The organism is Amycolatopsis sp. NPDC004378 (genome assembly GCF_053602455.1).
In genome coordinates, this window is the sequence record NZ_JBSGDR010000017.1 from 86,094 (window position 1) to 109,560 (window position 23,467).

The following is a 23,467-nucleotide window of genomic DNA, read 5'->3' on the forward strand; positions in this document are numbered from 1 at the left end:
TCAGTCCTTGAGTTTCAGGGCCAGCACGGGACAGGAGTCGACCGCGGCGGCGAGGTCCTGGCGGTGTTCTTCGCCCGGGCGCTCGTCGAGCACGACGACCGTGCCTTCCTCGCCCACCTCGAAGAAGTCCGGCGCCATCGCCTCGCACATGCCGAGACCGTCGCACTTGGCGTGGTCCGCTTCGATCCGCATCACGCACCCACCCGTCCGGGCGCGACGAAGTCGACCTTTTCGCGCACGCCGCAGTCCGGGCAGCACCAGGAGTCCGGGATCGCCGACCACGGCGTGCCGGCCGGGAAGCCTTCGCGCGGGTCGCCGAGCTTCTCGTCGTAGACGTACCCGCAGCCCGGGCACATGCCGCCCTCGGAGGCGTCGCCCTGGGTGTCGGCTCGGTCCACGGTGACCGGCGTGACGCGGGTTCCGTACCGCGCGAGGACTTTCCCGCGCTTCGACGGCTGGATGTTGGCTCGCGAGATGTCGCCTTCGAAGTGGGCGAGCACCCGCGGGTCCATCACGCGGCGCCACACCGGCGGGATCAGGGCGAGCACGATCATCCCCGCGTACCCGGTGGGCAGCACCGGCGACTCGGCGAAGTCGCGCAGCGTCTGGTAGCGGCGCGTCGGGTTGGCGTGGTGGTCGCTGTGCCGCTGCAGGTGGTAGAGCAGGACGTTCGTGGCGATGTTGTTGGAGTTCCAGCTGTGGCTGGGATCCACGCGCTCGTAACGGCGCTTCCCCTCGGCGCCGACGCGCCGGCGCAGCATGCCGTAGTGCTCCATGTAGTTGACGATTTCCAGCAGCGAGAACCCGATAACGGCCTGGATCACCAGGTAGGGCAGGATCCCGGCGCCGAGCCACGCGATCATCGCGGCCCACAGGACCGCCGACATCAGCCAGGCGTTGAGGACGTCGTTGCCGATCCGGAACGGGTGCTTGCCGCGGCGGGCGTAGCGCTTGCGTTCCAGGCGCCACGCGGACTTCAGCGAACCGAAGACCGTGCGCGGCCAGAAGCGGTAGAAGCTTTCGCCGACGCGGCTGCTCGCCGGGTCCTCCGGCGTCGCCACGCGGACGTGGTGGCCGCGGTTGTGCTCGATGTAGAAGTGGCCGTAGAAGCTCTGCGCCAGCGCGATCTTCGACAGCCAGCGCTCGTGGCTTTCCTTCTTGTGCCCCAGCTCGTGCGCGGTGTTGATGCCGATCCCGCCGATGCACCCGATCGACACGGCCAGCCCGATCTTGTCCACGACGGACAGGTCGCCCCGGGCGATCAGCCAGAACGCCGCGGCGAAGCCGAGGTACTGCACGGGCAGGAAGGCGAAGGTGATCCAGCGGTAGTAGCGGTCGTTCTCCAGCCGTTCGATCACGTCGTCCGGCGGGTTGCTGCGGTCGAGCCCGGCGAGCAGGTCGACCGTCGGCACGATCACGAGGATCACGATGGGCCCGATCCAGAACCAGACGCCCCACCCGGTGGCCGCGTGCAGCCCGATGGCGACGAACGCCAGTGACGGCACCACCAGGCCGATCAGCCACAGGTAGCGCTTGCGGTCCCGCCACAGCTCGGTCGACCCGGCGGGGATCGTCGCTCCGCTCATCACACCCTCCTCCGTTGGCTGGTTTACATGACGATAGATGATGTACAGCACGATTGACAATAGACAGTTTCATGTAAAGAGCAGCCACAAGCAGAGGCGCGGTTCGTGACGAAGATCATCTTCCGCCGGAGATGACGCAGAGTCGTGCCCAGCCTTACGAACAGACGGAGCGGGAGGGCAGTGCGACTGCCCCTTCATTCCCGCACCGCGAACACCGCCCGCTACCCCGCGGCCGAAATGACTTTCACCCGTTCGGCCCAGCGTGCAATGCCGGAAAATCCGCCGCGAGCCCGTTACCAGAGGAAATGCGAGTAGTCATCCCGCCGCACTGGGTAAACACCGTTCGCACCTCGCCGGACAGCCGTCCGGGAGCCGGGTCAGCACCACCGCGCCCGGGTGGTTCGTGGTAAAAAACGGACCCTGATCGATTCCGCGGCAACACGGAGGGTGAGGCGACGACGGGTGACGGCGGCCGCTGTGTCCCATCGTCGTGTCCGCTCGCTCGTCCGGGTCCCCGTTTTTCGCCGACCGTCACTCAGGAGTTCGTGAACCGCCGTGCAGAACAAACACGTCCAGGACGAGTCGGACAAGCCGTACGACAAGTCGATCCGCAAAAGGCTGACCAGGACCGTTCTCATTCCCAGCGTGACCCTGCTCGTGCTGTGGATCGCGGTCTCCTCCTACTTCCTCTTCAACGGCGTTTACGTCCGGCTGGTCGCCGCGTCCGTGCGCGAGGTGTCGATCCCCGCCGCCACGGCGCTGGCCGAGTTCCAGAAGGAACGCCAGTCCGCCCTGCAGTACCTGGACGACCCGGCGCTCGGCCCGGGCCGGCTGCAGCAACAGCAGAAGGCCACCGACGAAAAGCTCTCCGCGCTGAAGGACGCGTTCGCCGCGACGATCTCCAACGCCCCGGACGAGATCGCGGCCAAGGTCAACGCGCTGAAGTCCCAGTTCGACCAGCTGCCCGTGCTGCGCTCGCAGATCAGCTTCCGCAGCATCGACCGCGCCCAGGTCAACAGCTACTACAACGGCGTGATGGACACGGCGTCGAACCTGTTCGACACCCAGGCCCGCATCGTGCCCGACGCCGAAGCCGCGACCGGCGGCATCACCGCGACGTCGGTCTTCCGCGCCGGTGACGCGATGTCGCGCGAGACGTCGCTGGTGTCGACGGCCTTCTCCGCCGGCACGTTCGCGCCCGACGACTTCGCGCAGTTCGCGCAGCTGTCCGGGATCTACCGGACCCAGCTCGCGCAGATCGCGCCGTTCCTCGACGCGAGCGTGCGCGCCAAGTACGAGGCGCTGACCGGCAGCGCCGCCTGGAAGCAGCTGGCCGCCGAAGAGACCGGCCTCGTGAAGCACGGCCCGTGGACCCCGGGCGAGCAGAACGGCGTGCCGGTGTCCGAAGCGGACTGGCAGAACGCGACGACCCAGGTGGCGCAGCGGCTCAACGACATGGCGATCGACCAGGCGGACAAGGTGTCGGCCGCGGCGATCGACTCCGGCGACGCCCAGCTGCGCAACGTGATCATCGGCAGCATCCTGGCGCTGCTCGCGTCGCTGGCCGCGATCATCGTCGCGGTGCGGGTGTCCCGCTCGCTCGTCGACCGCGCCCTGATGACCCGCCTCGCGCGGTTGCGCAACGACTCGCTCGACCTCGCCCGCAACCGCCTGCCGGACATCGTGGACCGGCTCAAGAACGGCGAGCCCGTCGACCTGAAGGAAGAGCTCCCGCAGCTCGACCACGGCCGCGACGAGATCGGCCAGGTGGCCGAGGCCTTCAACACCGCCCAGCTGACCGCCGTCAACGCGGCCGCGAGCGAGGCGAAGGCCCGCAGCGGCGTGCACAACGTGTTCCTCGGCATCGCGCACCGCAACCAGGTGCTCGTCCACCAGCAGCTGCAGATCCTCGACGAGATGGAGGCCCGCGAGGAGAACTCGACCCAGCTGGCCTCGCTGTTCCAGCTCGACCACCTCGCCGCCCGCGCCCGCCGCACCACGGAGAACCTGATCATCCTCGGCGGCAAGCAGCCGGGCCGCCGCTGGCGCAAGCCGGTGGCACTGATGGAGGTGCTGCGCGCGGCCGTCTCGGAAACCGAGCAGTACGCCCGGGTCCAGGTCGAGCAGGTGCCGGACGTCGCGATCGTCGGCGCCGCGGTGGCCGACACGATCCACCTCGTCGCCGAGCTGGTCGACAACGCGACGTCGTTCTCGCCGCCCGGGTCGCCGGTCGAGGTGACCAGCCGCGCCGTCGCGCGCGGGGTCGTCGTCGACGTTTCGGACCAGGGCCTGGGCATGAAGGACGGCGTCCGCGAGTGGGCCAACGCGATGATGGCCGAGGCCCCCGAGTTCGACGCGATGGCGCTGCGCGCGGACTCCAGCCTGGGCCTGTTCGTGGTCGCGCGCCTGGCGGCGAAGCTCGGCATGACGGTCACCTTCGACCCGTCCCGCTACGGCGGCCTCCGCGCCACCGTGCTCATCCCCACCCAGCACCTGGCCGGCCAGCAGGGCACCCCGGCCGGAGAACCCGAAACCTCGCCCGCGGAGACCACCGCGGTCCTCGCCCCGGTCGGCGCGCCCGCGCCGCAGGCCGCGGAAAGCTCGTTCGGTTCGCTGGACACGCCCAGCTCGTTCAGCGGTCAGATCCCGATGAAGCGGGACGTCAAGCCCCGGCCGTACCCGGCCCGCGCGCTCACCCCGCCCGACCCGCTGCCCGCCGTGCCGGCCGCGCCGTCGCCCGCGGAGCCGCCGGCCCCCGAAGCCCCGGCGGAACCCCAGGCCCCGGCGGCCGACGACCGGCCCCGGCTGCCCCGCCGCGAGCCGCAGCAGAACCTCGTCGCCCAGCTCGAGCACGAACCCGACGACAGCGACGACGTCGTCGCGCCCGGCGAGGGGACCGCGCGCACGCTCGCCGCGTTCCACAAGGGCACCCGCCGGGGCCGGGACGGGTCGGACGATGCCCAGCTCTGACAGCACCCAGGAAAGTCCACAGAGGAAAGTCAAGGTCTCCGAAGCATGAACGAGTACGGGAACCCCAAACCCGATCTCAACTGGCTGCTCGACGACGTGGTGAACCGCGTGGTCGGCGCGCAGAACGCCATCGTGCTGTCCGCCGACGGGCTGCTGATCGGCAAGTCGGCCGGGATGGGCAAGGACGACTCCGACCAGCTGTCGGCCATCGCCTCCAGCCTGCAGAGCCTGGCCAAGGGGGTGAGCAAGCAGTTCAACCGCGGCCCGGTGCTGCAGAACATGATCGAGATGGAACGCGGCTACCTGTTCGTCTCGGCCGCCGGTCAGGGCGCGTGCCTCGCGGTGCTGGCCGCCGACAACGTCGACGTCGAGATGATCGCCTACGAGATGAGCCGCCTGGTCAAGCGGGTCGGCGACTACATGGTGTCGGCGCCGCGCGAGGCGGCGCAGATCCTGCGGGAGGCCACGTGAGCGGCGACGAAGGCTGGTACGACGAGGCCGCCGGGCCCCTGGTCCGGCCGTACACGATCACCAGCGGCCGCACGCCGGCCGACTCGGCGCGGCTCGACCTGTCGACGCAGGTCATGACGCTGCGCTCGGAGCAGGAGCCGACCGGGCTGGGCCCGGAGCACCAGGCGATCGTGAAGCTGTGCCGGCACCCCGTGTCGATCGCGGAGATCGCGGTGTACGTGAAGATCCCGCTCGGGGTCGTGCGCGTGCTCGTCGGCGACCTGATCGAACGCGGCCTCGTCATCACGCGCTCCCCTGCCCACCACCCGGCGCAGTCGCCGGACCTCGAAACACTCCAGGCGGTTCTCGATGGCCTCATCAAGTACTGACGAACTGGTCCCCACGCCGGTCAAGATCATCGTCGCGGGCGGCTTCGGCGCCGGGAAGACCACCATGGTCGGTTCGGTCAGCGAGATCCCGCCGCTGACCACCGAAGAGGTGCTCACCGAAGCGAGCGCCGGGATCGACGACCTCTCCGGCGTCGAGCGGAAGACCACGACGACCGTCGCGCTCGACTTCGGCCGCATCACGATCTCCCCGCGGCACGTGCTCTACCTGTTCGGGACGCCGGGGCAGGCGCGCTTCTGGTTCATGTGGGACGACCTCGCGCGCGGGGCGATCGGGACGATCGTGCTCGTCGACACCCGGCGCCTGGAGACCAGCTTCGCCGCGATCGACTTCTTCGAGCGCCGCAAGATCCCGTTCGTCGTCGCGGTGAACTGCTTCGACAACGCGCCGCGCTACACCCCCGACGAGATCCGCGAGGCCCTCGTGGTGCCGGATCGCGTGCCGATCGTCATGTGTGACGCGCGTGACAGGGACTCGAGCAAGCTCGCGCTGATCCGGTTGGTCAAGCACGCGATGACGATCGTTCCCGCGCACGTCTGAGACCTGCGGTTTGTCCACTCCGTGTCCGGATCGGACGGGGCGCGGCCCGGTGTGCCCCTCCGTGTCCGGACCGGACAGTGGCGAACCCACATGGCCCAATTGGTTGGACCACCCGGGTACTGCTTTTTAGTTGAGCAAGCATCCAACTGATAGCATCCGCACGTGACGATTCACGTGCCGAAGTTTCCTGAATATACAAGGGAAAACTACCCGGCACAGGGTCGTCTCTTCGGTGACTTTCTGTGCGGGCTTTGGGCTACCGCGAGTGAAGCGCTCGAGATCCCGGTGGCCCAGTCGGTCCGGACGACGCGGATGCTGCGCGCGCTCCTGCCACCGTGGTCGCGCGAGCGGATCGGGGCCGCACCGGCGCAGCCGTCCTATGTGGCGGACGACGGGTTCCCGGCCGAGATGTCGGTGAACTGGTCCGGCGGGCAGCCGGAACTGCGGGTCCTGTTCGACAGTCTGGGCCACGACGTGGTTTTCCCCGGTGAGAACGGTTCCCGCAGACTGGAACGGCTGCACGAGACGTTCACCCCGCGCGGGGGCCGGCCGTCGCCGGCGCCGCTGTGGCACTCGATCGCCTGGCGCCCCCCGTCGAGAGTCGTCCACAAGACGTACTTCGGGCTGTACACCTGGCCGCACGCCCAACGCGAGATCGCGGTGGCCGAAGCCATGGACCGGCTCGGCATGGCCGGGGCGTGGGACGACGTGCGCCGAAGAGTCGAAACCGTCGACGGGCAACGGGAAATCGAATTCTTCGCCGTCGACCTGGCCGACGAGGCGCACGCCCGGGTGAAGGTCTACTACCGCAACCACGGCGCGGACCTCGAAGAGGTGAACAGCGTCGCCTCGGTGGCTCTGCGCCACGACGCCGAAGATGCCCACGCCGCTTACGAAATCCTCGCCGGTGACCGCGAAGACGCCGGTGAAGCGGCCCTGAGCTGCTTGGCCTTCCGGTCCGGGCAGGACACCGCCGCCGAGTCCACGACGTACCTCCGGCTCCCCGATCTCGCTGCCAGTGACGAAGAAGCCGTCGAGCGCACCGCCGCGCTGCTGCACCGCGAAGGCGTCGACCCGGGGCGGTTCCGGCTCCTCACCGCCGCGCTCGCCCCCGCCCCGCTCGCCGAGACGCACATCCTCGAGCTCGTCAGCTACCGCACCGCGGGCCGCCGCGGCGACGTCACCACCTACTACCGGTTCCCCGTCTTCGACCCTGTCGATCTTGCATGACTTCCCCGGAAAGATGATCACCAGCAGCACCACGGTAAGGAGCCGATCGTGAGCCAGCAGGACGTCGACCGCGTCGCCCGCCACAACGAGCAGCGGCAACGGGAGTACGAGTCGTCGGAGCTGATCCGGCTGCTGACCGACGAGAGCACGTCCGACGAGACGAAGAAGGCGGTGCTCACCTACCTGCAGCCGTGGTCGAACGCCTTCCAGCGGATGATCAGCGCCCGCGTCACGTTCGAGAGCGACCCGGAGCTGCGCGCCCTCGCCCTGGAGCACCAGGAAGAGGAGATCGGGCACGACAAGATCCTGGCCCGCAGCCGCGCGAACGACCGGCAGCTGGTGTGGGACCCGGTGATCGAAGCGGGCGCGTCGTGGTTCGTCGACCAGTTCGCGATCCTGCCGGGCGTGCAGCGCGCGGTGCTGGCGCACCTGGCCCTGGAAGCCGGGAGCCTGGTGTTCAGCCAGGCGGGCACCCGCGCGTTCCCGGACGACGAGTACTTCGAGCTGCACGACGAAGCCGACGTCGAGCACCTCGAGATGGGGTACGAGCTGCTGCGGCGGCGCACTGACTGGGCGGCCGACGACGTCGTCGCGGTGCTGGATCGGGCGTGGCAGGTGATCGGCGTGGTCTCGGACCGCATCGCGGAGTGCGCGCGACGCGATACGGTGGCCGCGTGACGACTGTGGACGACGCCCTGGCGGTCGCCGCCGAAGCGGCCGGGGCGTACCGGGAAGCGTTGGGAGAGCGCCTGATCGGCGCATACGTGCTGGGCAGCCTGTCCTATGGCGGCTACGCCCCGGCGGCCAGCGACATCGACCTGGCGCTGGTGCTGACCGACGCGGACGGCTCGGCGATCGCGGACACGACGGCGGCGCTGCAGGAGCGGAGTCCGCTGCACCGCAAGCTGTCCGTGTTCTGGTCCTCGCTGCCGGCCCTTCGCGAAGGCCGGGAAGACGGCCGGTTCCCGGCGCTGGACCGCCTGCAGCTGGCCGACCACGGGAAGCTCCTGGCGGGCTCGGACGTCCTGGCGGAGATCGCCCGCCCGGAAGCCGCGGAGCTGCTGCTGGAGAGCGCGCGGTTCGCGATCGCGGTCCTGGCGACGCCGGAGGTGACCGCGGAGTTCCACGAGCCGCGCCGGTTGCTCGCGGACCCGGTGTGGTTCACGAAGGCGGTGCTGTTCCCGGTGCGGTTCCTGTACTCGGGAACGACGGCCACGGGCCGCGCGGCGAACAACGACGAGGCGATCGAGTGGTACCTGGCCCGGCCGGACGCGCCTTCGGCGTCGTTGGTGCGGCTGGCGTCGCGGGTCCGCGAAGGCCACCCGCTGGACGCGGACGAGGTGCGGCCGGAGCTCGTCGCCGGGCTGGTCCCGTTGTACCGGTACTACATCGAGGACCAGGAGCGCCGGCTGAAGGAGATCGACGCCCCGGCCGACCTCGTGGCGGCGTTCACGGACTGGAACGACCGGCTCGGCTGAGACCTGGCCTCAAAAGTCAGGGGTGTGTCACTGCGTGGGCGGCCCCGGACCGACGGGGACGATCGAGCACTCCCGTCGGGAAGTGATCAGCCATCGGTGGGGCCGCCTCTTCAGAGGCGTTCGACGCGATCGGCCTGCGGGCCCCGGTCGCTCTGACGCACCGCGTACCGGACCCGGTCACCCTTCTGCAGCGGCTCCGACCCCATGATCACGGACACGTGGGCGAAGAGATCGTCGCCGCCCGCGTCCGGGGTGATGAAGCCGAAGCCGCGGTCGGCGTCGTAGCGCGCGACGACGCCCTCGCCGCCTCGTACGGGCACGTCCCGCGCCGCCGGCCCTGCGGCCGCGGCAGGTGCCGACCGCTGCGGCGCCGGCTGGGGCTCGGCGCCCCGGACCAGGTGCACGTCGCGGGCCTGCGGGCCCTTGTCCCCACTGGCCACCTCGTAGGCGACGCGGTCGCCCTCCGCGAGCCACGTCAGCCCCTCGGCCAGGGCCCGGGCGTGCACGAAGACGTCCCCGGCGCCGGAGTCGGGGTTGATGAAGCCGAAGCCCTTATCCTCGTCGTACCAGGCCACCGTGCCGTCGGCACCGTCCGCGATACCGGCCGCAGCGGGCGAGCCGGCCCCTGCTCCCAGCGGGATCACGTGCCCGGCCTGCGGGCCGCGCTCGCCTTCGACGATCAGGAAGGCCACCCGCTGCCCCTCGGTGACCACGCCGCCGGTCACGATGGCGGAACTGTGCACGAAGATGTCGGCGCCGCCGCCGTCCGGCGACGCGAAGCCGTACCCCTTGCCCGGCTCGTACCAGTTGATGGTGCCGAGCAGGCCCACGGCGCTGCCGGTGGCCGCATCGGCGGTGACGCGGACGCGCAGCGCCTGGGGCCCGCGGTCGTTCTCGCCGACCTCGAACACGACGGCCTGACCCTCGCGGAGCAGTTTCGAGCCGCCGTCCCCGACGATCTCGGAGGCGTGCACGAACACGTCCGGCGAGCCGTCCTCGGGCGCGAGGAAGCCGAAACCACGTTCGGCGTCGAACCAACGGACGGTTCCTTGCGGCATCAAAAGCTCCAGGTCGAGAGGGCGGGCACTGGCCCCCAGTCTTCCTGACGGACCTCCGGTCCGTCAGGCCGGGCCCACAGGCGGGCGGTGCGAAGCCAGGGGCGGGCCGTTGGTTCACCCAGCGACCCGCCGAGTTTTGAGACCAGGTCTAAAGGCGTGAGACCCGCGCCGCCCAGGCGGCGATCTGGCTGCGCGAGTCGAAGTCCAGCTTGCGCAGGATGCGGTTCACGTGGCCTTCCGCGGTGCGGCGGGAGATGACCAGCTTGTCCGCGATCTCCTGGTTGGACCGGCCGTCGGCGATCAGCAGGGCCACTTCGCGCTCCCGGTCCGTCAACGGCGTCGCCCGCGCCGGGCCGGGCTCCGGGGAGGGGGCCACGTCGCCCAGGGCGTAGGAAATCGCTTCCTCCAGCCCGAACTCGCGGCCGCGGCGGAAGGCCGCGTCGAACGGGCCGTCGCCGAGTGCCCGGCGGGTCCGCGCCTCGCACTCCCCGTGCGGGGCGCCGAAGTAGCGGGAGCCGAACATCGGGAAGCCGACCGCCTGCCAGATCTGCTGCGCCGAGCCGAGCATCGTCGCCGCCGGCTCCCACCGGCCGCGGGCCGCTTCGTTCCACGCCAGGACCTCGATCGCCAGCACGATGCCCAGCAGGTCGTGGAACTCCCGCTTGACGCGCAGGCACGTCCGCCCGTGCTCGGCCGCCCGGGCGAAGTCGCCACGGCCCAGCGCCACCAGGGCCTGGACGTAGATCGCGTACGCGTGCGCCCACTGCTCGCCGTACGCGACGCCGATCCCGCACGCTTCTTCGCACAGTTGCCCGGCCCGGTCGAGGTCGCCGAGGAAGATCGACGCGATCGCCAGCTCGATGCCGGCCAGCATCACGTTGCTGTTCAGCTCGCCGAGCCGCCGGTAGCGCTTCTGCGCCTCTTCGAAGAGCGCTTTCGCGTCGCCGACGTCGTCGCCCACCAGCAGGTTGCAGCCGAGCCGGTGCGTCGCGTACGCCATCGCCACCTCGTCGCCGGCCCGCAGCGCGTACTCCCGGCACTCCTCCAGCATCGTGACGGCGGCCGCGTTGTCGCCCTGCAGCGTCGCGACGTACCCGTTGACCCACAACGCTTTCGCGCGCGCCGTGCCCGGTTCGCGGGCGAGCGCGAGCGCCCGGTCGAGCCAGTGCCTGCCCTCGCCGAACACGCCGCAGCCCGCCCAGTAGTACCCGAGCGTCGCCGCGAGCCGGAGGCCCGTCTCGAGCTCGCCCGGCTCCGTCAGGCTGTAGTCCATCGCGGCCCGCAGGTTCGCGTGTTCGACGCGGGTGCGCCGGAAGATCTCCGCCTGCTCCGGCCCGAACCACGCCCGTTCGCTGCGCACGGCCAGGGCGAGGTAGTGGTCGCGCATGGACCTCAGGACCGCCGCCGCTTCGCCGGATTCCGCCAGCTTGTCCCGGCCGAACTGCCGCAGCGGCTCCAGCAACCGGAACCGCCCGGCCTCCCGGATCAGCACCGACTTCTCCACCAGCCCGGCGAGCACGTCCCGGACGTCTTCGCCCGCGCAGACGCGTTCGGCCGCCGCCAGGTCGAAGCCGCCGGCGAACACCGACACCCGCGCCCAGACGCGCCGTTCGGCAGGGCTGCAGAGCGCGAAGCTCCAGTCGACGGCCGCCAGCAGCGTCTGGTGCCGCGGTTCGCCGCCGCGCTTCACCGTCCCGGGCAGCCGGAAGCAGTCGCCCAGCCCGGATTCCAGCTCCGCCAGCGTCAGCACCCGCAGCCGGACGGCCGCGAGCTCGATCGCCAGCGGGATGCCGGCCAGCAGGCGGCACACCTGCGCCACCTGCTCCTGGTTCTCCGCGGTGACGGCGAAGCCGGGGTCGACCGCGGCCGCGCGTTCGGCGAACAACGTCAGGGCCGGGTAGCGCAGCCACGCGCCGCCGGGCAGCGGACGGCCCGCTTCCGGCAGCGGCAGCGGCGACACCGGCCAGAGGTGCTCGCCGGCCAGGGCCAGCCGCTCCCGACTGGTCGCGAGCAACCGCAGGCCCGGCGCGGCGCGCAGCAGGTCGTGCGCCAGCGTCGCGCAGGCGTCCAGCACGTGCTCGCAGTTGTCCAGGACGACCAGCAGCCGCCGATCGCGCAGGTGCTCGGCGAGGACGGCCGCCGGCTTCCGCCCGGTTTCGTCGTGCACGCCGAGTGCTTCGAGAACGGTGTGGGCGACGAGCGCGGGATCACGGAGCCCGTCGAGCTCGACCAGCCAGACGCCGTCGGGGAACGCGCGCGCCAGGCCCGCCGCCGTCTGGACCGCCAGCCGGGTCTTGCCGACCCCGCCCACCCCGGTCAAGGTGACCAGCCGCGCCCGCGTCAGCAGGTGCTTGACCTCGGCCACCTCGGCCTTGCGACCCACGAAGCTCGTGGTGTCCGCGGGCAGGTTCCCCTTCGCGCACGTCGCGCCGGACTTCCCCACCCGTGAACCGTAAGGACGTCCGCGCCGAACGGTCAATGCGGACCCCTCGGAGGAAGCAACCCCGCGGGTCAGGCGTCGGGGACGCCGTACAGCGTGGGGGCGTCGCCGCCGTGCATCGCGGCCAGGCTCGTGCGGCAGGCCTGGTGGACCTGGCGGTTCGCCGCCGAGCCGGCCTGGCCGCAGCGCGGGCAGAACAGGTGCACCGCGCCGGGCGGCGTCTCGTCGACGGCGACGTCGACCGGCAGCTCGCAGCGGCGGCACCACCGGTGCCCGGTGACGACGAGGACGTGCAGCGGGTCGCCGACGCACTGGTGCGCCCAGCAGCGGTGGACGTGGCAGGTGCTCCGGGTGTGCGGGCTGAGGCCGTGCTCTTCCGCGGTGTCCTCGGCCGCGAGGATGGCGGCCAGCCGCCGGTCTTCGAGGTCGGCGTAGCGGTCGCGCGGCCGCGAAGGCGCCGGCGAGGGGGCCGGTCGCGGCTCCGGGGTGTCCGCTGGGGCGACGGCCCGGAGGAGGGGGCGCGACCGGCCTTGCACCATGGGGGTTCCGACCTCCTGCGGTCTTTCGGGGGTCGCCCCAGCTTGCGCCGCGAAGGGCCGCGCCACACCCGTACAAGTACCTGAGTCCATACCTGTCCGCGATCACGCGCGGGGAGTCACCGCAGGGTGAGCGGGGTTTCGGCCGCGACGCGGGTCAGCTTCTCGGGGTTGCGCACGTAGTAGAGGCCGGTGATGCGGCCGTCCTCGATCCGGACGGCCATCACGCCGTCGAGCTCGCCGTCCAGGTGCAGGGCGAGGCCCGGGTTGCCGTTGACGACCGTGAGGGCGCTGGTGAGCTTCGCTTCGGTGCGGCCGATGCCGCCGGTCATGAACCGGACCACCTTCGCCGCGCTCGCGATCGGCCGCAGGGCGGCCTGCTTGACGCCGCCGCCGTCGCTGAGCAGGACGACGTCCGGCGCGAGGACGTCGAGCAGGCCCTGGAAGTCCCGGGTGTCCAGGGCGCGCTGGAACGACTCCAGCGCGGCCCGGGCGTCGCGGGCGGAGACCGTCTCGCGCGGGCGCCGGGCGTCGACGTGCTTCTTGGCGCGGTGCGCGATCTGCCGGACGGCCGCCGGCGTCTTGCCGACGGCGGCGGCGATCTCGTCGTAGCCGAACTCGAACACCTCGCGCAGGACGAACACGGCACGTTCGGTCGGCGAGAGCGTTTCGAGGACGAGCATCAGCGCCATCGACACGCTCTCGGCGAGTTCGACGTTCTCGGCGACGTCCGGCGCGGTGAGCAGCGGCTCGGGCAGCCACGGGCCGACGTAGGCCTCCTTGCGGCGCTTCATCGTCCGCAGCCGGTTGAGGGCCTGCCGCGTCGTGATCCGGACCAGGTACGCGCGCGTGTCCCGCACCTGGGCGAGGTCGACGTCCGCCCAGCGCAGCCAGGTCTCCTGCAGGACGTCCTCGGCGTCGGCCGCCGAGCCGAGCATCTCGTAGGCGACGGTGAAGAGCAGGTTGCGGTGCGCGACGAAGGCGTCGGTCGCGTGGTCGCTCAAGGTCTCCTCCGTGGTCACGCCGCGAGCCGGCCCCACGCGAGGAAGACCGCGAGGGCGAGGTAGGTCAAGTTCAGCACCACGAGCTTCGCCTCGCCGTACCGGAGGTGGGTGCGCGCGGCGCCGATCATGAGCAGCACCCAGCAGCCGGCCGTCACCGGCACGAGCACCGGCGCGACGCCGACGAGCGCGGGCAGGACCAGGCCGGCGGCGGCCAGCAGCTCGAGCACCCCGAGCGTCTTGACGAAGCCGTCGCCGCGATCCCCGGTCCAGGCGCCGCCGTGCGTGGTGGCGAGCTTCGCCCGCGGTACGAACGCCTTGCTGACACCCCCGGCCAGGGCGACGGCGGCGAGCAGCCCGGCGGCGATCCAAAGTGCGGTGTTCATGGGGTCTCCTTCGTGGGTCGGCCTCAAGACACCGGGTGCCGGCCGCCTGTGACAGGGCATGACCGGGATCACCCCGCGCGGTGATGCGATACTTCGGGGGTGGCTCCCGAAGCGAACGCCGAGAAGACGATCCGCCTGGTGATCGTCGACGACGAGCCGATGGTGCTCGCGCACCTGCGGACCGTGATGAACTCCGCGGCGGACATCGACATCGTCGGGCAGGCGCAGGACGGCGCCGAGGCGGTCGAGGCGGCCGGGCGCTTCCGGCCCGACGTCATGCTGATGGACCTGCGGATGCCCGGCGTCGACGGGCTCACCGCGATCGAGCGGATCGTGAAGCTGCCGAGCCCGCCCGCCCTGGTCGCGCTCACCACGTTCGACACGGACAGTTACGTCCTGAAAGCACTGCGTGCCGGAGCGTCCGGGTTCCTGCTGAAGTCGACACCGCCGGAGGACCTGATCGGGCTGGTCCGGGTCGCCGCGGACGGGCACACGGTGCTGTCGAAGGAAGCCGCGCGGCGCATGGTCAGCGCGTCCGCCGGGGAGCACGAGCGCTCCCAGGAGGCCCGCGAGCGCACGGCCGACCTCACCGACCGCGAGCTGGACATGCTGGTCTGCCTCGGCGAGGGCATGTCGAACGCGGCGATCGCGGCCAAGCTGCACCTGTCGGAGGCCACGGTGAAGAGCTACGTCTCGCGGATGCTGACCAAGCTGGGCTGCGCCAACCGCACCCAGGCCGGCCTGCTGGCCCACGAAGCCGGGCTGTCGGGTTAACCGAAGCCCCAGGCACCGAAGCCCGGCCGGGGCTCGTCTGCCCGGAACCCCCTACCCGAAGCCCCAGGCGCCGAACACCTCGGCCAGCTCCGCCCGGCCCGAAATGCCCAGCTTCCGGTAGCAGTTCGTCAGGTGCTTCTCCACCGCCCGGCGGGTCACGCCGATCTCCGCCGCTATCTCGCCGTTCGTCAGGCCGTTGAGCGCCAGGCCGACCACCCGGCCCTCCGCCTCGCTGAGGGCGACCGATGGCCCGGCGGCCGGTCCGGTCGTCTCGTCCGACGTCCGGCCGGTGAGCCAGGGTGCGCCGCAGCCCTCGGCGAGGCGGTAGGCCTCGCGGAACCGGTCCCCCGCCTCGGGTTCGCCGCCGCCGCGCTGCAGCAGCGCGCCCTCCGCCAGCAGGGCTCGCACCCGCTCCAGGCGGTCCTCCGACGCCTGCGAGAGCCCGATCGACTCCGCCACCACGCGGTCGGCTTCGGCGCCCGTGCACAGGGACGCCTTGATCCGCAACGCGCGGCCGAGCGCGACCGACGCGCCCCACTGGCGCGCGTACCGGACTTCGTCGTCGATCAGCTCGCGGGCCGAGACGCGGTCGCCGAGCCGCTCCTGCAGCCACGCGCTCCACGTGCGCCACGGGAACAGCACCGGGTTCCGCCAGCCCGCTCGGTGCAGGGCCGCGCCGCAGTCGAGGAACCGGGCCAGCGCGCCGCGGGGGTCCTCGACCGCCGCCACCACTCCGCGCAGCATCAGCAGCGCCGCCCGGACGCGCAGGCCGGACCGCGCCAGCGCCGGTTCGTCGTGGTGCTCGACCAGCTTCGTGGCGAGCCGCTCGTCCCGGGTGATCATCGCGACCGACGTCAGGCTCATCACCAGCGGCTCGGACGCCTGGCCCAGGTCCCCGCCGAGGAGCTCGCAGGCCTCCCAGGCCGTCGACCGGGCGCGGGTGAGCTGGCCGGTCTGGGCCAGCACGGCCGCGCGCGCCCCGATCAGCGACGCCGACCGCACCGGTCCGCCCCGGTTCGCCTCGCCGGCCGCGCTCTCCAGCCAGGACGACGTCTGGCCGACGGCGCCCGCGGCGAGCGCGCAGAGGATCAGCAGCGGCGCGGTGCCCGCCATTTCCGAGGACGACGCGGGAGCGCAGCGCAGCAGCCGGTCGGTCAGCTCCGCCACGGTCGCCGCGGGCACGCCGGCGCTCAGCGTGGCCGCGTAGAGCAGCACCGCCAGCAGTTCGCGTTCGGCGAGGGTGCCGACGGGCGGCTCCGGGCCCAGCTCGCGCAGGCGGTCGACGGCGTTCGCGAGCAGCACGGGGTCTTCGCAGCGGGTCAGCCGGATCCGGGCCTCCAGGCGGAGCCCGGCCTGCGCGCAGGCGTCCGCCTGGCTGATCCGGCCGACGAGAACGGCGGCGTCCGGGCTGACGAACGCCGAGAGCGGCAGCAGCGTGACCGCCTCGGCCCGCTCGCGGGGCGTCGGCAGCAGCCCGATCGCCTGCGTCAGGTGCCGGATCGCGGCGGGGAGGTCGAACGCGGCCTCGGTGAGCGCCAGGTCCACCAGCCGCCAGCCCCGCTCCGGGCCGTCGGGCGGCAGGTCGAGCAACGCGCGCCGCAGGTAGCGGGCGGCCGTCTCGGGCTCGCCGCGCCGCGTCGCCGCGTCGGCGGCCACGCGCAGTTCCTCGGCCATCCACGGCGACGGCGACGGCGCGGGCACCTCGAGCAGCTGGGCCGCGACCGTCTCGGCGGCGAACCCGGCCTCGTGGAAGACGTTCGCCGCGCGCACCCGCAGCCGCTGCTCCTCCTGCGCGGTCATCGACGCCTCGATCGCGGTCCGCACCACGGGCGCGGCGAACCGCGGCGGGGCCGGCGCGGCGAGGACGCCGAGCCGGCCCAGGACCCGCAGGGCTTCCGCGACGGCCACCGAGTCGGCGCCGGTGAGGTGCTCGACGAGCCACGGCTCGGCGTGCTCGCCGAGCACCGCGATCGCCTTGGCGCAGTCGCTCACCTGCGGCGGCAGCACGGCGAGCTGGGCGGAGAGCCGTTCCTTCAGCACCGACGGCCCGGTGCGGTGCGCGTGGTCGTCCCGGACGGCTTCGGTGAGGTACAACGGGTTTCCGGCACTGGCCGCGAAGCAGGCGGCGATGAACCGCGGGTCGGCGAGGCCGTGGTAGCCCGCGCGCAGCACGGCCCCGACCCCCGCTTCGGTCAGCCTCCCCGGCCGGATCCGGGTCTTCGCCAGCTCCCACAGCTCGCGGATCGCGGGCCGGTCGGATCCCGTGTCGCCCTCGCGGACCGCGACTACGAGCGCGCACGGCAGGTCGTGGATCTGGCGTGCGCACCGCCGCAGCCACGCCAGCGACTGCGGGTCGCTGACCTGCAGGTCGTCGACCAGCACGGCGAGCGGCCGGTCGGCGCTGATCCGGGTGAGCAGCCCGAGCAGGCCGTGTTCGGTGAGCACTTCGGCGTGGTCGCCCGACGGCCAGCCCGGCCAGCCCGGCGCGCCCGGGAACAGCCACCGCGCCGCCGCCGCGGACCCGGCGAACCACTGCTCCGCGTCCCGTTCGCCCGCCCCGGCGACCAGCGGCTCGAGCAGCTGGCAGGCCACGCCGAAGTCGAAGTCCTGTTCGGTCCGGCTCGCCGCCGCCGTGAGCAGCCTGGTCCCGGCCAGGTCGGTCTCGCCGAACCGCAGGACTTCCTTGAGCAGTGCGGTTTTCCCCACGCCGAGCGGCCCGGTGACCACCGTCACCGAGCCCGTTCCGCCGCCGGCCGCCGCGATCGCGCCGCGGAGCTGGCCCAGTTCGGTCGTGCGTTCCGGCAGCGCCACGGCTAGACCTCCGGCTCGGCGGAAGCCAGGGCCTCGGCGAGCTGCCGGCGGCCTTCGATGCCCAGCTTGCGGTAGACGTTGGTCAGGTGCAGCTCGACCGTCCGCCGGGTCACCGCGAGCGTCTCCGCGATCCCGGCGTTGGACGTGCCCCCGGCCGCCAGCTTCGCGACCCGGCGCTGGGCCTCGGAAAGCCCGTGCGCCCCTTCGACGGGCCGGCCGGTCAGCTCGTGCAGCCGCCCGAGGACGGACCGCCAGTGGTGCTCGACCGCCAGCGCGTTCGCTTCCTCGAGGGCGCCGGCCTCCACCAAGGCCGTCGCGTAGCGCAAGGTGCTTTCGCTGTCCCGCAACAACAAGACCGCCTGTTCCCGGTGCGTGACGGTGTCGGGGTCGGCCGGGCCGAGGGCCAGCGCGGCCGCCAGGTGCGCGCCGCCGACCGCGGCCCGCGTCCCCCACACGTTCGCCGCGGCGAGCTCTTCGGACAGCGCGCGACGGGCGTCTTCCCGGTCACCGCGGGCGACCAGGCACTTCGCCACGGCGGACCGCCACGGCAGCAGCTCCGGGTTTTCCCAGCCCCGCGCGGAAAGCCGCCGGCCGCACTCGCGCAGGTGCGCCAGCGCCTCGTCGGGCCGGCCCTCGGCGAGCAGCACGGCTCCCTTGGCGTACACCAGGAACGCGCCGCCGAGCCCGGGCCCCGGTTCGGCGTGGTCCCGCTCGAGCGTCGCCCGGGCGAGGTCGGCGCGCCCGTCTTCGAGGTGCACCAGCGCCTCGGTCGCGACCACCCGGGCGCACAGCATCGAGTGCCAGTGCCGCGGCGGCACCAGCTCGCGCGCACCGGCCAGGTCGGCCGCGGCCTCGTCCAGCCGCCCCGCCGCGAGGTGCCGTTCGGCGCGCTCGGCCAGCGCGCGGGCGACCAGGGTGCGGGTGCCCCGGCGACGCGCGTGCGCGAGCACGTCGGCGCCGTGTGCGTCGGCTTCCGCGAGGTCCCCGGTGAGGGACAGCGCGCGCACGGCCGCGGCCCGCACGGTCAGCGAGCTCACCTCGGCCACCGGCTGCGCCAGCGCGGCGCGCGCGAGCCCGCGCACCCGGGCGGGCCGCCGGCCGCGCCGGGCGAGCAGGAGCGCGGCCACGGCCGCCTGCGCCGGGTCCGTCGGCCGCTCGGGCAGCGGCGGCATGCCGTAGCCGCCGACCTCGGACCGGTCGTGCGGGTCGCCGTCGGCCAGCCAGTACAGCCCGAGCAGGGCGTCGCGCTCGGCCGGGGAGACGTCGGGGCGGCGGAACGCGGCCACCAGGGTCCGCGCGGGCAGCCCGCCCCGCGCGACGAGCAGGTCCGCGGCCAGCAGGCGGTGACCGGCCAGGTCCGGACCGTCCAGTTCGGACAGCACCTGGGCGAGGTGGCGGTCCCCGGCGTCGGAGTCGACCAGCAGCTCGCCCGCGCCGAGGTCGATCAGCACGGCCGCGCGGCGCGCCGGGGCGAGCGGCTCCTGCAGCGCCCGCTTGAGCAACGCCGTCGCCTGCTCGTCGTCCCCGGCGGCCTGGGCCAGCCGGGCGGCCGCGCGCAGCACTTCCACGACCCAGGCCTCGCCGACCGCGCGGGTCCGGCGCAGGATCGCCGCGACGGCCGCGTTCGCGACGCCGTGGTCGTAGCCCAGCTTGGCCGCCCGCGCGAAGAACGCGTCGCGCTCGGCCTCGCCCATCCGGCCGAGCACCCGCTGTCCGATGTCCTGTTCGGACAGCCGGCCGGTTTCGGCGACCAGGCCGAGCTCCCGCAGCCGGGCGAGCTCCCCGGCCAGCCGCTGCGGGCCGCAGCCGGCCAGCTCGGCCAGCAGCGCCGGGCCGAAGTCGTCCTGGCACACCGAAACGGCGCGCAGCACGACGGTGAGGTCGGCGGGCAGGCCGTCGATCAGGCGCAGCAGGCGTTCGCCGGCGATCCGGGTGAACAGTCCCGCCCGGTCCGCCGCGCCGGCGGGCTCGAGGCGCAGCCGTTGCACGGCCTCGGCGAGCACGGCCGGGTTCCCGCCGCTGCCCCGCACGGCGTGCTCGATCAGCCGTTCGTCGGCGCCCGCGCCGAGCCGCTCGCGGACGACGTCGGCCACCGCCGCGTCGCCGAGCGGGCGCAGCCGGATGCCGTGCGCGGTCCTCAGTGGACGCCACGTGTCCAGCCCGCTCGCCTGGCTGACCACCAGCAGCACCGGAACTCCGGGCCGCGGCCCGGAAAGCGTGCGCAGCCACGCCCGCGAAACGAGGTCGGCCCAGTGGAGGTCGTCGACGACGAGGACCGCCGGCCGCCCGCCGAGCGCGGCGAAGAGGTCACGGGTCAGCTCGCCGAACACGCGGTCGTCCGGCTCCCGCTGCCCGGTCGCGGCCGGCGGGAGCGCGACGCCGAGGCTGGTGAAGATCTGCTGCAGCACGGCGAAGGGCCGGGACGCGTCGGACGGGCAGCACGGCACGTGGGCCACGCACAGCCCCGCCCGCCGGGCTTCGGCCGCGACGGACGCCAGCAGGGCGCTGCGGCCCGAGCCGGGCGCGCCGGTGACGGTGGCGACCGCCGGCCGTCCGGTGGCGACGCCGTCGAGCAGCCCGGCGAGCAACGCGGTCTCCGCGTCCCGTTCGGCCAGCCGCCGTCCCGGCGCCGTCGTGGTCAGTCCCTGGTCATTACCCCGCGAGCCCATGCGTCCTCTTAGGTGCCCCGGTTCCCGAGGACGGCGCGCTCCCCCGCAGCGCCGCGGCAAGCTCGGTCCGGCTCTCCACGGCCAGTTTCCGGTAGACGTTGGTCAGGTGCAGCTCGACGGTCCGCGGCGAGACGAACAGGCTGCCCGCGACGTCGCGGTTGCTCGCGCCGCCGGCGACCAGCTCGGCCACCTCGCGCTCGCGCAGGGTCAGCACGTCGGCGCGCGGCTTGCGCAGCCGGCCACCGGACTCTTCCAGCAGTTCCCGGGCCAGCCCGCCGATCGAGCGCCACCCCGAGCAGGCCGAGAGCATCGCGGCCTGGCGCAGGTGCGGCCGCGCGGCCTTGCGGTCGCCGACGCGGGTCAACGCCTTGCCCAGCAGGTACTCCGCCCGGGCGTACTCGACCCGCCACGGCGAGGTCGCCAGCACCCGGCCCGCCTCCGCCAGTAGCTCCACCGCCCGCGTTCCCGACGCCGCGACACCCCGGGCGACGAGCGCCAGCCCGCGGGCGGTCCCGGTCGGCCAGCACCCGGCGAGCTCCTGCCCGCGCGCGGCGTACCCGGCGGCGTCCGCGGGACGGCCGGAGCCGGCGCACAGCAGGGTGGCGACGAACCACCACGGCGCGAACACCGGGTTGCCGATGCCGGCTTCCTCCTGACGGCGGCCGGATTCGAGCAGCAGCTCGAGCGCACCGTCCACATCGGACCGCGCGGCCCGCAGGCGCGCCAGCGAGAGGAGCCAGAGGTGACGGTCCTCGGGGGCGTCCGCCAGCTCGCCCGGGCGCACCGCGCGCAAGGTCTCTTCGGCGGCCGCCTGCTGCCCGTCGTCCCGCAGCGCGGTCGACAGCGCGGTCCGCACCATCAGCCCCGGGCGCTGTCCCGTGCCCGCCAGCACCGCGACCCGCACGTCGGCGAGTGCACCGTCGCGATCGCCGCTCTCACGCAGCGCGCCGTAGCGGGCGGCGAGCGCCCGGCCCAGCGCGGCCCGGTCCCCGCGCACCACGGCTTCGGCGACCGCGCGGTCGAACGCCCGCAGCGCGTTGGGCTGGTCGTCGACCAGCCGGAGAGTCCGCGCGGTGGCGAGCAGGTCGTCGCAGGAGGCGACCGCGGAGGGCAGCCGCACGACGGCCCGCGCGCAGGCCGCGGCGACTTCGGCCCCGCGGCCGGCCAGCGCGAGGCCGACGGCCCGGTCGGCGAGGTCCCGCGCGTCGGCCTGCCGGGCGGTCGCGGTCCGCGTGGCGGTGACGGCCCGTTCCCGCAGCAGCCCACGAGCCGCCTCACGGGTGGTGGCCGCGGCGGCAAGAGCAGCAACCGGCACGGCGGGCGAACCGGCACCGAGCCGTTCGGCCAGCTGCTCGACGAGATCCCCGAGCGAGGCCCGGCCCCCGGCGGCCGAGGTCGCCCCGGTGGCCCGAGTGCCCGCGGCAGGCGCGGCGCCCGCCGCAGCCCCGGCGGCCCGAGTGCCCACGGCAGCTCCGGCGCCCGCGGTGGCCCGAGTGGCTGCGACAGACCCGGTTCCGGCGGTAGTCCCAGTGCCCGTCGCAGCCCCGGCGGCCCGAGTGCCCACGGTTGCCCGAGTGCCCGAGGTGGCCCCGGCGGTCCCGGCGACCACAGAAGCCCCGGCAGGCTCGGCACCCGCGGCAGGCCCGTCGGCCGCGGTGGCCGCGAGGGCGAAGAGCGCCGCCACCGCGCAGTGGTCGCGTGGGTCCTGGGCGTGGACCGCGGCCGTGCGCAGTTCGGCCATGGCCGCGGCCGGGTCCAGGGTGAGGCGGGCCGCCGCCAGCGCCAGCCGGACGTCCAAGCGCCCCGGCTCGGCGGCCGCCGCCCGGGACAGGTGGGCCACCGCGGTCTCCGGGTCGCCGCGGCTTTCCGCGGCCGCCGCCGCTTCCAGTGCCAGGTCGAGCATCCAGCGCTCGTCCAGGCGCGGCAGGGCGCCGAGGTGCGGGGCCACTTCGGCGGCGGGCCGCGCGTCGTCGTTGAGGACGCGGGCCGCCCGCAAATGCAGGTGAGCCAGTTCTTCGGCCGGCGTTTCCGCGAGCAGGCGGGATCGGACCGCGCGATCGAGCACGCTTCCGGCGAACAGATTCGCCCGGTGCATTCCGTCGAGCGCGACGCGCACGGGCCGCGCGGGCAGCCCGCACAAAGCCGCCACCCGCGTCACGTCCGCCCCGTCGAGGACCGCGACCGCGGTGGCCACCGTCCGTGCTTGCGCGGACAGGCCGGCGAGCGCGCCGACCGGGTTGGGCGCGGCCACTTCCCAGCGGTGGCACCGGTCCTGCGCGCCGATCTGCCCGAGCGCCCAGGTACCGCCGCCGGGCTCGCCGGGGCGGCGGCACAGCACGAGGAGAAAACGTTCTCCGCGCCCGCACCGCAGCAGGAAGTCGAAGAACCGCAGCGACGATTCATCGCACCATTGCGCCTCTTCGACGACGACTACGAGATTCTTTTTCCGGAATGGCCCGGAAAGCACCAGAGAACGCAGCGTGCGGAATTTCCGGTACAACGCGGAACCGTCGCCTGCCGGCAGTTCCAGCGTGCGCCGAATGGCGCCCGCCGGATCGGCCTGGCCCGCGAAGAGCGCGCCGAGTGAGCCGAACTCCGAAGGTTCGGGGCCGGTACCGCCAGAAAGGCGAAGAAAATTCGCAGTCCGCCCCACCGGGGACGTCTCGAAGCCCGCGGGCAGGGCCTGCGCACCGCCGCCGGGAGGCCCGTCGACCAGCACGGCCTGCGCGGACTCGGTCCAGGCCAGCGCCGCCCACCGGGACAGCGCGTCCGAATATCCGGTGCGAACCGGATGCGGAGTGGAATCCGACATGCCGCCATCGACCTTTCCTGCAAGCCCGGCGAAACCGAGCCTTTCGCGCAGCCCCCAGAGCCGCCGAAGGATCTGACCGTCCGAACACTTTCGGCACCGCCGGCGTGGCAACTACCGCCGGTGCCCGATGTGCGTCACTTCCTCCACTAACAGGTGACCGTACCAGGCACGACGGGAGTTGTCAGCGACGCCCACCACCCGGACGGGTGACACACTTGTAGCATTCCCCCGGGCGGAAAACTGGACATTTAACCAAGACTTGAGGTGCGCCTTGTTGCGGGTAGCCCGTCGGGGTGAAGGCGGACCAACGAAAGTTGT

19 protein-coding genes are annotated in these 23,467 nt (G+C 73.1%); 9 read left to right on the forward strand and 10 right to left on the reverse strand.

Going from position 1 to position 23,467, the window contains the following annotated elements:
• Both ACWEN0_RS36415 and ACWEN0_RS36420 read right to left on the reverse strand, forming a co-directional pair.
• On the reverse strand, positions 1 to 192 hold the full coding sequence (locus ACWEN0_RS36415) for a ferredoxin (protein WP_451984067.1): 192 nt from the start codon (positions 190 to 192) through the stop codon (positions 1 to 3).
• Complete coding sequence (locus tag ACWEN0_RS36420) at positions 192 to 1,586, reverse strand: fatty acid desaturase (protein ID WP_451984069.1); 1,395 nt, start codon at positions 1,584 to 1,586, stop codon at positions 192 to 194. Before ACWEN0_RS36420 ends, ACWEN0_RS36415 begins: the two co-directional genes overlap by 1 nt.
• Positions 1,587 to 2,141: 555 nt before the next feature.
• Between ACWEN0_RS36420 and ACWEN0_RS36425 the strand changes: the two genes are divergently transcribed.
• The 7 genes from ACWEN0_RS36425 (at position 2,142) to ACWEN0_RS36455 (ending at position 8,662) form a co-directional block, all read left to right on the forward strand.
• Positions 2,142 to 4,556 (forward strand): sensor histidine kinase, encoded by a 2,415-nt coding sequence (locus ACWEN0_RS36425; RefSeq protein ID WP_451984071.1) that lies wholly within the window; start codon positions 2,142 to 2,144, stop codon positions 4,554 to 4,556.
• A 45-nt stretch (positions 4,557 to 4,601) separates the two neighbouring features.
• Positions 4,602 to 5,027 carry a roadblock/LC7 domain-containing protein gene (locus ACWEN0_RS36430; protein ID WP_451984073.1) on the forward strand — a complete coding sequence of 142 codons (426 nt, stop codon included), beginning with the start codon at positions 4,602 to 4,604 and terminating at the stop codon, positions 5,025 to 5,027.
• Complete coding sequence (locus ACWEN0_RS36435; protein WP_451984075.1) at positions 5,024 to 5,395, forward strand: DUF742 domain-containing protein; 372 nt, start codon at positions 5,024 to 5,026, stop codon at positions 5,393 to 5,395. Before ACWEN0_RS36430 ends, ACWEN0_RS36435 begins: the two co-directional genes overlap by 4 nt.
• Entirely contained in the window at positions 5,376 to 5,954 is a 579-nt protein-coding gene (locus tag ACWEN0_RS36440; RefSeq protein ID WP_451984077.1) for a GTP-binding protein, read from the forward strand. Before ACWEN0_RS36435 ends, ACWEN0_RS36440 begins: the two co-directional genes overlap by 20 nt.
• A 285-nt stretch (positions 5,955 to 6,239) precedes the next feature.
• Positions 6,240 to 7,184, forward strand: a complete 945-nt coding sequence (locus ACWEN0_RS36445) for a hypothetical protein (RefSeq protein WP_451984079.1) — start codon at positions 6,240 to 6,242, stop codon at positions 7,182 to 7,184.
• Positions 7,185 to 7,232: 48 nt separating this feature from the next.
• Positions 7,233 to 7,862 (forward strand): hypothetical protein, encoded by a 630-nt coding sequence (locus ACWEN0_RS36450; protein WP_451984081.1) that lies wholly within the window; start codon positions 7,233 to 7,235, stop codon positions 7,860 to 7,862.
• The gene (locus ACWEN0_RS36455; RefSeq protein ID WP_451984083.1) at positions 7,859 to 8,662 is read left to right on the forward strand and encodes a hypothetical protein; all 804 of its coding nucleotides are present in this window, start codon (positions 7,859 to 7,861) and stop codon (positions 8,660 to 8,662) included. The genes ACWEN0_RS36450 and ACWEN0_RS36455 overlap by 4 nt, the downstream gene beginning before the upstream one ends.
• A gap of 110 nt (positions 8,663 to 8,772) precedes the next feature.
• Here ACWEN0_RS36455 and ACWEN0_RS36460 read toward each other — a convergent pair whose 3' ends face one another.
• From ACWEN0_RS36460 to ACWEN0_RS36480, 5 genes are all read right to left on the reverse strand, one after another.
• On the reverse strand, positions 8,773 to 9,720 hold the full coding sequence (locus ACWEN0_RS36460) for a cold-shock protein (RefSeq protein WP_451984085.1): 948 nt from the start codon (positions 9,718 to 9,720) through the stop codon (positions 8,773 to 8,775).
• Positions 9,721 to 9,868: 148 nt separating this feature from the next.
• The gene (locus ACWEN0_RS36465; protein ID WP_451984087.1) at positions 9,869 to 12,163 is read right to left on the reverse strand and encodes an ATP-binding protein; all 2,295 of its coding nucleotides are present in this window, start codon (positions 12,161 to 12,163) and stop codon (positions 9,869 to 9,871) included.
• A gap of 68 nt (positions 12,164 to 12,231) precedes the next feature.
• A complete protein-coding gene (locus tag ACWEN0_RS36470) occupies positions 12,232 to 12,699 on the reverse strand; it encodes a hypothetical protein (RefSeq protein WP_451984089.1) in 468 nt (155 codons plus the stop codon).
• 116 nt (positions 12,700 to 12,815) lie between these two features.
• Positions 12,816 to 13,700 carry an RNA polymerase sigma-70 factor gene (locus ACWEN0_RS36475; protein ID WP_451984091.1) on the reverse strand — a complete coding sequence of 295 codons (885 nt, stop codon included), beginning with the start codon at positions 13,698 to 13,700 and terminating at the stop codon, positions 12,816 to 12,818.
• A gap of 14 nt (positions 13,701 to 13,714) precedes the next feature.
• Positions 13,715 to 14,083 (reverse strand): DoxX family protein, encoded by a 369-nt coding sequence (locus tag ACWEN0_RS36480; protein WP_451984093.1) that lies wholly within the window; start codon positions 14,081 to 14,083, stop codon positions 13,715 to 13,717.
• Between the two features lie 99 nt (positions 14,084 to 14,182).
• Between ACWEN0_RS36480 and ACWEN0_RS36485 the strand changes: the two genes are divergently transcribed.
• Positions 14,183 to 14,857, forward strand: a complete 675-nt coding sequence (locus tag ACWEN0_RS36485) for a response regulator (RefSeq protein WP_451984095.1) — start codon at positions 14,183 to 14,185, stop codon at positions 14,855 to 14,857.
• A gap of 51 nt (positions 14,858 to 14,908) precedes the next feature.
• Here the strand turns inward: ACWEN0_RS36485 and ACWEN0_RS36490 are convergent, their stop codons facing one another.
• From ACWEN0_RS36490 to ACWEN0_RS36500, 3 genes are read right to left on the reverse strand one after another with little or no spacing between them, the layout of a single operon-like run.
• Positions 14,909 to 17,668, reverse strand: a complete 2,760-nt coding sequence (locus ACWEN0_RS36490; RefSeq protein WP_451984097.1) for an AAA family ATPase — start codon at positions 17,666 to 17,668, stop codon at positions 14,909 to 14,911.
• A gap of 2 nt (positions 17,669 to 17,670) precedes the next feature.
• Entirely contained in the window at positions 17,671 to 20,337 is a 2,667-nt protein-coding gene (locus ACWEN0_RS36495) for an AAA family ATPase (RefSeq protein ID WP_451984099.1), read from the reverse strand.
• Positions 20,321 to 22,588: a LuxR C-terminal-related transcriptional regulator gene (locus ACWEN0_RS36500; protein WP_451984100.1), complete on the reverse strand. Its 2,268-nt coding sequence runs from the start codon at positions 22,586 to 22,588 to the stop codon at positions 20,321 to 20,323. Before ACWEN0_RS36500 ends, ACWEN0_RS36495 begins: the two co-directional genes overlap by 17 nt.
• Before the next feature lie 9 nt (positions 22,589 to 22,597).
• Here ACWEN0_RS36500 and ACWEN0_RS36505 point away from each other — a divergent pair, with 9 nt between their 5' ends.
• Entirely contained in the window at positions 22,598 to 22,924 is a 327-nt protein-coding gene (locus tag ACWEN0_RS36505) for a hypothetical protein (RefSeq protein WP_451984102.1), read from the forward strand.
• Positions 22,925 to 23,467 lie beyond the last annotated feature (543 nt).

Excerpts from the sequence above, each read along its gene's own strand:
- ACWEN0_RS36470 (WP_451984089.1), bottom strand. The coding sequence starts at position 12,699 with ATGGTGCAAGGCCGGTCGCGCCCCCTCCTCCGGGCCGTCGCCCCAGCG.
- ACWEN0_RS36420 (WP_451984069.1), bottom strand. The coding sequence starts at position 1,586 with ATGAGCGGAGCGACGATCCCCGCCGGGTCGACCGAGCTGTGGCGGGAC.
- ACWEN0_RS36440 (WP_451984077.1), top strand. The coding sequence starts at position 5,376 with ATGGCCTCATCAAGTACTGACGAACTGGTCCCCACGCCGGTCAAGATC.
- ACWEN0_RS36415 (WP_451984067.1), bottom strand. The coding sequence starts at position 192 with ATGCGGATCGAAGCGGACCACGCCAAGTGCGACGGTCTCGGCATGTGC.
- ACWEN0_RS36495 (WP_451984099.1), bottom strand. The coding sequence starts at position 20,337 with ATGGGCTCGCGGGGTAATGACCAGGGACTGACCACGACGGCGCCGGGA.
- ACWEN0_RS36460 (WP_451984085.1), bottom strand. The coding sequence starts at position 9,720 with ATGCCGCAAGGAACCGTCCGTTGGTTCGACGCCGAACGTGGTTTCGGC.
- ACWEN0_RS36430 (WP_451984073.1), top strand. The coding sequence starts at position 4,602 with ATGAACGAGTACGGGAACCCCAAACCCGATCTCAACTGGCTGCTCGAC.
- ACWEN0_RS36480 (WP_451984093.1), bottom strand. The coding sequence starts at position 14,083 with ATGAACACCGCACTTTGGATCGCCGCCGGGCTGCTCGCCGCCGTCGCC.